This is a genomic window from Gilliamella sp. Nev3-1, from assembly GCF_001690435.1.
Classification (GTDB): domain Bacteria; phylum Pseudomonadota; class Gammaproteobacteria; order Enterobacterales; family Orbaceae; genus Gilliamella; species Gilliamella apicola_C.
The window spans coordinates 21,001-29,315 of record NZ_LZHN01000026.1 but is presented as its reverse complement, the minus strand read 5'-3'; the positions used below and the strand labels follow the sequence as shown (position 1 = coordinate 29,315).

Annotated in this window: 8 protein-coding genes and 1 pseudogene; 3 read left to right on the top strand and 6 right to left on the bottom strand. The window is 39.7% G+C overall.

What is annotated here, in order from left to right:
• Window positions 1-8 precede the first annotated feature (8 nt).
• The 4 genes and pseudogenes from A9G40_RS05150 to A9G40_RS05135 form a co-directional block, all read right to left on the bottom strand.
• Entirely contained in the window at window positions 9-1,397 is a 1,389-nt protein-coding gene (locus A9G40_RS05150; protein ID WP_065582180.1) for a phage tail fiber protein, read from the bottom strand.
• A 38-nt stretch (window positions 1,398-1,435) separates the two neighbouring features.
• A pseudogene (gene gpJ, locus A9G40_RS05145) lies at window positions 1,436-4,420 on the bottom strand (TipJ family phage tail tip protein); the annotation flags it as partial.
• Between the two features lie 253 nt (window positions 4,421-4,673).
• Window positions 4,674-5,309, bottom strand: coding sequence for a tail assembly protein (locus A9G40_RS05140; protein WP_081302158.1), 636 nt, complete (start codon window positions 5,307-5,309; stop codon window positions 4,674-4,676).
• Window positions 5,252-5,965, bottom strand: a complete 714-nt coding sequence (locus tag A9G40_RS05135) for a C40 family peptidase (RefSeq protein ID WP_065582183.1) — start codon at window positions 5,963-5,965, stop codon at window positions 5,252-5,254. The genes A9G40_RS05140 and A9G40_RS05135 overlap by 58 nt, the downstream gene beginning before the upstream one ends.
• A gap of 48 nt (window positions 5,966-6,013) precedes the next feature.
• On the opposite strand from A9G40_RS05135, the gene A9G40_RS05130 reads away from it, so the two are divergent.
• On the top strand, window positions 6,014-6,562 hold the full coding sequence (locus tag A9G40_RS05130; RefSeq protein WP_065582178.1) for a hypothetical protein: 549 nt from the start codon (window positions 6,014-6,016) through the stop codon (window positions 6,560-6,562).
• On the opposite strand, the gene A9G40_RS05125 is transcribed toward A9G40_RS05130, so the two are convergent.
• On the bottom strand, window positions 6,557-7,261 hold the full coding sequence (locus A9G40_RS05125; protein ID WP_065582177.1) for a phage minor tail protein L: 705 nt from the start codon (window positions 7,259-7,261) through the stop codon (window positions 6,557-6,559). The genes A9G40_RS05130 and A9G40_RS05125 overlap by 6 nt on opposite strands.
• Window positions 7,258-7,587 carry a phage tail protein gene (locus tag A9G40_RS05120; protein WP_065582176.1) on the bottom strand — a complete coding sequence of 110 codons (330 nt, stop codon included), beginning with the start codon at window positions 7,585-7,587 and terminating at the stop codon, window positions 7,258-7,260. The genes A9G40_RS05125 and A9G40_RS05120 overlap by 4 nt, the downstream gene beginning before the upstream one ends.
• Window positions 7,588-7,652: 65 nt before the next feature.
• Here A9G40_RS05120 and A9G40_RS05115 point away from each other — a divergent pair, with 65 nt between their 5' ends.
• Complete coding sequence (locus tag A9G40_RS05115; protein ID WP_065582175.1) at window positions 7,653-7,835, top strand: type II toxin-antitoxin system HicA family toxin; 183 nt, start codon at window positions 7,653-7,655, stop codon at window positions 7,833-7,835.
• Between the two features lie 21 nt (window positions 7,836-7,856).
• Entirely contained in the window at window positions 7,857-8,303 is a 447-nt protein-coding gene (locus A9G40_RS05110) for a type II toxin-antitoxin system HicB family antitoxin (RefSeq protein WP_065582174.1), read from the top strand.
• Window positions 8,304-8,315: the final 12 nt, after the last annotated feature.

Sequence of the window (8,315 nt, the reverse complement as noted above, 5' to 3'; positions counted from 1 at the left end):
TTTGTTAGTTAGTTTTCATCATTGTTAATAATGACTGGATTTAGTGTGCTCGGTATCGGCTCTTCATTCTCAATTACCTCAACAACTGGCATTTCTAATCGAATGTCTATCCAGCGTCCCTCAGTTATGTCAATTGGCTCACCAGCAACGATTTGACAGCTCTCAAAATCGAATTTTCGTGTGTATGTTTTAACTGTGATGATGTTGTTTTCATCAGTTGAGTACTCAGCAAAAAATTTTTTATTGCCGTTAGCGTCCTCGGGTAGCGTTATATACCACCCCTCTTTTGCAAAACCTAAACTACCGCTGATTTCGTAATGACCAATATCAATTCGTTTAGCTGTCACGCCAGCGGCCAAATCATTCACTAAACTACAGCCCGATTTTTTAAAATCATCAACATCATCAATATTTTCAGTCGCAAACAACCGCAAAATTGGCGACGCTTTTTTCAGAAAACCATTGCTATCTACAGTTGAATTCGCTGTTGTGATCGCTTCGTACCATTTCTGTTTGCCATCTCGCGTATCGCAACGATAATAGATTTTCGGCGTTTTACTACTAACTACTGATAACTGCTCAACTTTCCACGATTTGCTATTGCTCGGATACGTTAATAGTGTCGCTGCACTATCGCCCGTAAATTGCAAATCAGAGAAATCAGATGTGCTACATTGATAAAAACCGCCTGCAAGATGACCATCAAAATTTTCAGCTATCGCACCAACAACAGCCCCAACACCATAATCACCACTTTTTAACACAGACTTATTATTAATTGTGACATCATCAATATTTTCAAATTTCCATGAATTCTCAGGCTCTACGTACCTCAAAAACCTAATCCACTGATTTAAAACAGAATTATATCGCTCAAGACAAAAACTGCCGTCCGCAAATGTGCGCTGTTGCCAGATTTGCCCAGCAGCGTTTTGTAATTGTATTGCTGATTTATCTCCGTCGTTGATTCGCAATGTTCCAGTCATTTCATCGCCTGATTTTTTAACTAATGTTGCTGTATCAATTGTCGATGCGAATTTTTTAGCATCATCTGCTGATTTTTTTGCCGCATTGCAAGCATTAACAACCTGTTGTAATATTTCTGGTGTAATTTCACTTTCAGATGGATTCAGTAAAAAATCGTTTAATGTGCCATCTTTTGAGTCAGAAAATACTTGGATAGTGCCCAATTTTTTCGGTGGAAATCCATTTATAATCAGCTTTACTTCATAATCACAAGGCAATACGTTCATCATGTAGCTGCCATTATTTGCGACTTGAAATGCTTGCGTTTGTGTTAGTACTTTGCTTGTTGTTTTTTTTGCATATAACTCGATTGTGCAGTTATTAATAATATTACCTGCGCCGTCTGTTAATACCCCTGAAATTTTTGCCATATTTACTCCTAAAATAAAAAACCGCAATTAAGCGGTTGTTATTTTTTTAATGTCATAATCGTGATGACGTCTGGAATGCCAGTTTTTTTATATTTATTGGTCTCGCGCATACTAACAGTAAATGTTGTGTGGGCTGGTATTACAACGAAAAACGTATCGCTAGCAACAAAATTAAGAGATGTGGTTTCAATTTTTCGCCTCAGAACTAATCTACCGTTAGTGTTGTTGAATATATCTATTTCAATCTCCCCGTAATTCCATATATCAGAGTTTATACCGTCACCACCACCGCCACCACTCCGTTTCTGCGCTATCAATGTAACGGGTAAAACAAATAAATCTCTGTCAAACGGCTCAGACGCTATAGTGACAGAGCCATTTTTGGCACACGTGTGCATTTTTACAATGTCACCAACAATTTGTATTGCTGTTAGCTTTCCTTTAACCTGACAATTCTCATTAATCACAACATTATTTAATTGCCCTGAGTTCGCATAGATGTTGCCTGAGATGTTAGCCCGTCTTGCGTTTAGCGTGCCGTCATCAAGCAATTCAAAAGCAGGCGGATTACCTGCACTGATGACGCTACCTGCAACCATTTTTCCACCCGTAATTAACGGCGCTCTGATTTCAGTACCAGCTATTAATCTATCTCCTCTCATCGTGCCAGTTGCGATTAAATCACCGTCTAGAAACATAGCTGGCTCAACCCATTGTGCACCGTTATACATACGAGCCTCTGAATGAGCGACTTTGCCTGTACCGTCTAATGAGTAGATAATTAATGTGGTATCACGAGCTGGATAAAATCCGAATTCACGATAGAACATTTGAGTAGCAGTACCGTTATTGGTTGGGAATTTTCCATCGTGAGTTTGAATTCTAAATAGCCCACCAGCTCCGTTTTCTGCAATTAATGTCCGAGTGTTAGTTATGAACATCTCAGAACGACCAACAACATTAACCGCATTCACGCCGTACCAGTATTCCGTATCCGGTTGACAATCAACGTCAGTAAGCGACATAGCTCGACCAAGATAATTACGCTTTGCTTCTACCTCAGCTTTAGTTGTGCCTTTGTAGAATTCGAATTGTGTTCCTAAACTCGATACCGCTGTCATTACTGGACGTATAGCAACATTAAATGCGCTCGGTGTTAGTACTAAACCAGATGGTTTAGTCGGCGGTAGAATAGAAAATACAATCGTGGTTTCATCGCCAAGTCGCCCGTCTTCGGCCACTCCTCTTACGATTGCGTTAAATTTACCTTGTTGTAGGTCTGATAGATAGTATTCAGTATCATTTACCGTTTCACGGCTAATCAATTTATCATCACGATAGATTTTTACCTCGAATTTTAGATTTTGGATTGTTCGAGGTGTAGACCATGACAAACGAGCTTGATATAAATCAGATTCAGGGATTATTTCAGCTTGTAACTGTTCAACGGGTGGAATTGACCAGCCAAAAATGGTGCCGCTTTCGGTTTCGAATTTAGCGCCATTATCAACAATTTCTTCTTTCTTTGGCTCATGTTGTAGCGCAGTGATTGAGTAAGTGCCATCGCTGTTTTCGGCTATTGTTATCGCCTTAAATAACCTCGGTTTAATTTTATTGTCATATAGACCCCAAACCGAATACTCATCGACACTAACGCTGCTCACTAAAACAATTTGATTGGGTTTAATCTGTGCCTGAATTTTTACTTTTTGTAGCTGCATATTTGTATCTGTTACGCTTAAATATGCATTTTTCAGATTTTTAATATCAATGTCGCGGTCTAACGTAATCGTGCTACCGTTTGCCTCTAAAATTCGTCCACCAATAGTTGTACCCGCAAAATCGTTATCCGCAATACCGATAATATCGCCCGGTAAATGACGAATACCTTCCCTTCCCACGCTGAATGTAACAGTTTGTGTTTCGAGTTTTTCAGTTTGAATTAGCCATTTACCAACCCGATGAGCCTGCCCTCTTGACGTACAACCAAACGCATCAATTTGCGCTACATTTAATCCAAATCGTTTGATTAGCTCATCATCTGCAACGTACTCAGTAGTTGGCTCCCAGTTATTTTTTGGGTCAACGTAGCGAACATGAACCGCCGTATGCCGTGATTTTTGTGCTGCTGATGTGTAGTTAAATTGCCCTTCGACTACATTTGCATTTGCATAAATCGCCACAGGGTCGCTCGGTCTATCAATAACTGCCGTGTATTGTGTGCCGTCCCAAACGGGCATTGCTCGGAATATTGAGCACAGGTCGTGAATAACATCATATGCTTGTCGTTGCTCTGTAATGTAACAGTTGCATGTAAATCTTGGCTCTTTACCACCAAAACCATCGTCAACTAGTTGGTCACAGTATTGAGCAATCGTGTATAGCGCAAATTTATCAACACCGAATTGACCCAGTCTAGCACCCAGACCATAGCGCGTATTAGTTAGTATGTCGTAAAATATCCACGCTGGGTTATTTGTCCATGCGAGTTTAAAATTACCCGACCAAAATCCCTTATACTCTCTCGTTTCTGGGTTGTAGTTGTCAGGAACCTTGATAATTAAACCTTTAATCAGATAATTACGGCGAGGCACACCGCTAAACTGTGATGAATCGAATTTTAACCCTACAACGGCAGTATTCGGATATGAAAATTTAGTATCATAGATTTCAGTGTACGAACTCCACAGCGTGTTATTAACTAGCAATGATGACGTGCTATCTGGTGTTCTGCGTACCACGCGAATATTAAACGGCTTCGGCGGTAAATCATCTAAAATGACTGATGTTAAATATTGTGAGCGTGTTTTTTTATCGATTAAATCAACCGTTTTTACCGTTTTCCATATGCTACCAACGCCGATTTGTATTTCCATGCTAACAGAAGTTCGGTTGATGTTGCCCTTATTATCGGTTGAACTTAACGACTGCACACCCACAGTTACACGTACTCTATCGATGTTTGGATCGGTAATAGTGCGCACAATCGGCGTTGAATTTTTTACCTCTAAATTCACAGGCACTTCGTTTTCAGTTGCTGGAAACCCCTCAAGTGGTGCTTGTGACTGAGTCCCAGCCGTCCATTCAACCTCAACCCCTTTAAAATTATATGAACCGTCGGGTGCTTGGATTGGCGTGTCGTTTAAAAAGACGCTCTGTAGACCATTTGATGGACCTTCTATTTGTCCCTCGCACAATAAATCAATGATACTAAGCTGTTGATGTGATTTCAGGTTATCCTGCGCTTCTTTCGGCGTTTTCGCCTTTTTTGATCCTTTACCCATTTTTCTTCCCCTTTATGATTTCATCCCAAGGAATTGGTGTTGATAGTTTTTTATCTGTATTCGTTGCGTCGTCTAAAGTTTCAAGCCCTTGCGATAGAACTTTTGAGCCAATCTTTATCTCCCCGTAGCAGGGCGGTACAGGGAAACCTTGCGCGGTCGTGTTGTCTAAATTAGAAAAATAGGTGTTTTTATTAGATTCACCCGCCGACATTTTGTCTGTTTTTGGTAGTTTTGTTAGCATTTGAGCCACGCCACCAAGCATTAATCCAGCACCACCTGCAACTAACGCAAAACCAATGCCGGTTGTAACACCAGCTACTACCCCAGCAATAACCATCGCTGCGCCAGCTATGAAACCAAAAATACCGCCGCTTTTTGCACCTGAAACGCGAGGTACAACATGGATTACCGCATTTTGTGGAATGTTACTGTGCAAACCAAGTTGTAGGTTGTCATCGTTCATATCATGTCGATTGATGCGTACACGAAAATGACCATTCATGATGTGTTTTTTTAAGCCTTTTATTTGACAATACAAGCCGTTGAGAGCCTCCGCTGCTGTATCAGCATTTATTCGAAATTTATCGCCAAATTGTTTAAGATTGCCGTAAAATTTGATGATTGCCACTGTTTATGTCTCCAAACTGAATGTGTGTATTTGCTCCAAAAACCACTATATAAATCGCGTTTTGATAGCCGTTTCGGGCAGTGATGTAATATAAATTGATTGCCGATGTAGATAGCGGCGTGATTGGGGGTTGTTGAGCCAAGGCAAACCAAGATAACGTCACCCTCTTGAATATCCCGAACCTGTTCAAAACCATTTTTAGGTAGTAAATCTAAGTATAGGTTTTGTCCATTGTGCCACCAGTCGTCCTGCCGTTCGTAATCGGGCAAATCAATACCAGTTAGCATGTACGCATCTCGTACTAGCGTTAGGCAGTCAGTCTCGCCGTGCTTGAATTCACGACCCAGTAACGGTTTGATGTGCCTGAATTTGTGAATTTTGTTATCACAAACCAGCCACCAGTCCACCCCTGTTTGCTGCTGATAAAATTGGTCTGCCTCGCTGAGGATAGGTAAACCATCAGGATGAGAGTGAACAATTGCAGTTATTTCGCCCTGTTGTTCGGCTCTGATCCAATCATCAGGCGCAATTTCAAATGTCTCTGTCGGTGTTGATGAAATGTTTTTGCATGGTAGATATATTTTGTTATCAATAACAAATCCGCAGCACTCTGCCTCACCGCATTGTTTAGCGTGATTTAAAATTTTCTCGATCATTTATTACTCTTTTGCTATGCTCTAAATTTTTAATTTATGAGAGTTATTATGGAAAAAACAAAATTTGACGATCACTTTGTGAAATTTCCTTATAAAAAAGAAATTAATGGAAATAAAACCAATAACGGCGGAATAGATTTAGTGAAAGAGCCGCATCGCATTAATGAAATCACTGAGGTGAGTAATTACCCATGGCTCAAAAAGTTTCTTATTGACGTTAACTCAGACTCTGGATTATTTATGACTTTTGGTTGTGATTATGGGGTTGATGATGAAATATTATGTGGTTATATAGAGTTTTCATTTAGACCATTTCAAACTAAAGTCCTTAAATCCAAACTTTCTTGTTTGGATGAGGATTTTTACAATTACCTAAAATCATTAGAGCACCCGGGCGATTGGCAGATACAGCCTGTAGACTTTGCACGGGGATCTTTGTGTTGGGAATCATCCACCCTCTACATTGAAAACCAAATCTACGATAAAGCCGCTGTTTACTTTCGTGGCTCAGAGGATGCTCATTGTGAGTGGCTTCTTTTTCATTTAAGAAATTTTCTTGTTGATTATTACCCATCTTTATACCCTGATTTGTTATGATAATTTTGCAGCAGTTGGAAAACCGCCAAATGGAAGAATGCCGTGTTGTCCGAAGCGAAGTTTGCAACCATTTAAACAACGACTACACTTATCTTTTGTGATGTCGTTAGTCGGTTTATCAAATTCATCAGCTACTGCGCCACCCGTGTAACCACACTCTGATGAGCGATATATCCAACTGCACGTATTAGCGATAATCACACGAGCAGGAATTAGTGCGCCATCTGATTCACACGGTAACGCTAATTCAAACGTAACAATCATTGAATTTTGTTGTTTCACCTGCTCAATCACATAATTTGAAATAATTTCGCAAAACGGATCGGCATATTGATTGCCGTTCTCGAAGTTAACAGCGTCTAAGTATTTAACTGGTACTTCGTGGCGTGTGACAACTGCGCCAAGTAAGCCGTCAAAATCATTGATTAATCCAGTTATAAAACCAAGTGCGTTACTCACGCTCATTGTTGGACGATTACTAGTGCCCTGACCGTTTTTTTCGAATCCCTCTACTTTTATTGGGTACGGCTCATAAATATTACCTTGCCATGTAATTGGGCGACGCAGCTCATTTAATCCGTCATGAAATCTGAATATTGTTTTGTTTCCCACGATTTTAGTTAAATCAACTTCGTACAAATCAATAATCGCATTTTGTTCAACTTTGGTTATATCGAGTAGCATTTTTTTTGGGATCATGCGATTACCTCCTCGAATGTTGCGGAAATCGTTGTTACTGTGTTCATAACGTTAGATGTCCAAGACGGGCATTTAACTGTTATTAATCTGTGCGTATTTGGCTCTCTCCATTTAAATGCGTGAAGCCCTCCCTGCCGTGTTAAAAAGTCATTGATGTGTTGCGCATCTTCTCGTGCTACTTTTAGCGTGACACTGTATGAGCGCAGATCGTTGTTAATGCCGTCCCGAATTCGTTGCTCATAGCCATCACCGAATTTAATGGTTTTTATTTTTGGCTCGGCTTTTTCACTCATATTCGGCGAAACTTGCCAGTGAAATGTTTCCATAATAAATATTCTCTTGCATTAATGTGTATATGTGTGTATAATTGTTTTCAGGTTAGGAGGTAAACATGAAATCAACTGACCTGATAAAAGAACTTACTAGCGTAGGATGTGTTCTGAAACGAGTTAGAGGTAGTCATCATATGTTTTACTCACCGATAACTAATAAAACGTTTCCAGTTCCTCATCCAAAATCGGATTTACCGATTGGCACAGTAAGATCAATCAAAAAATCGGCGGGGCTTTTATAGCCCGCCACCTTTGGAGGTATTATGTTTTTTACTCTTGGCATTGAAACACCGAACGATAGCAATACAGCTTACGGCATTGTCGTGCCTGCGTTATGCAATGATAAATATGATTGTTATTCTGCTGCTGATAAAGAAAGTGATATTCCAGCAATGGCAACTGAAGCTATTTTGTTAACAGTTCAAGACATGATCGAATCTGGTGATTATGATGTTAAAGATATTCATAATGATCATGTTTCGTATAAAAACAACGACGAATATTCTCATTGCGACACATGGGTTATTATTGATGTTGATTTATCATCATTTGTTGGTAAACAAAAAAGAATTAATATCACATTGCCTGATATTCTTATCGATAGAATAGATAACGTAGTTAAAGCGCCTAATTCTTTTTATAAAGATCGGAGTAATTTTTTGGCAGAAGCGGCTATTAATGAATTAGCCGCACAAAATAGAGTACGTTAATCATTTTTGGTT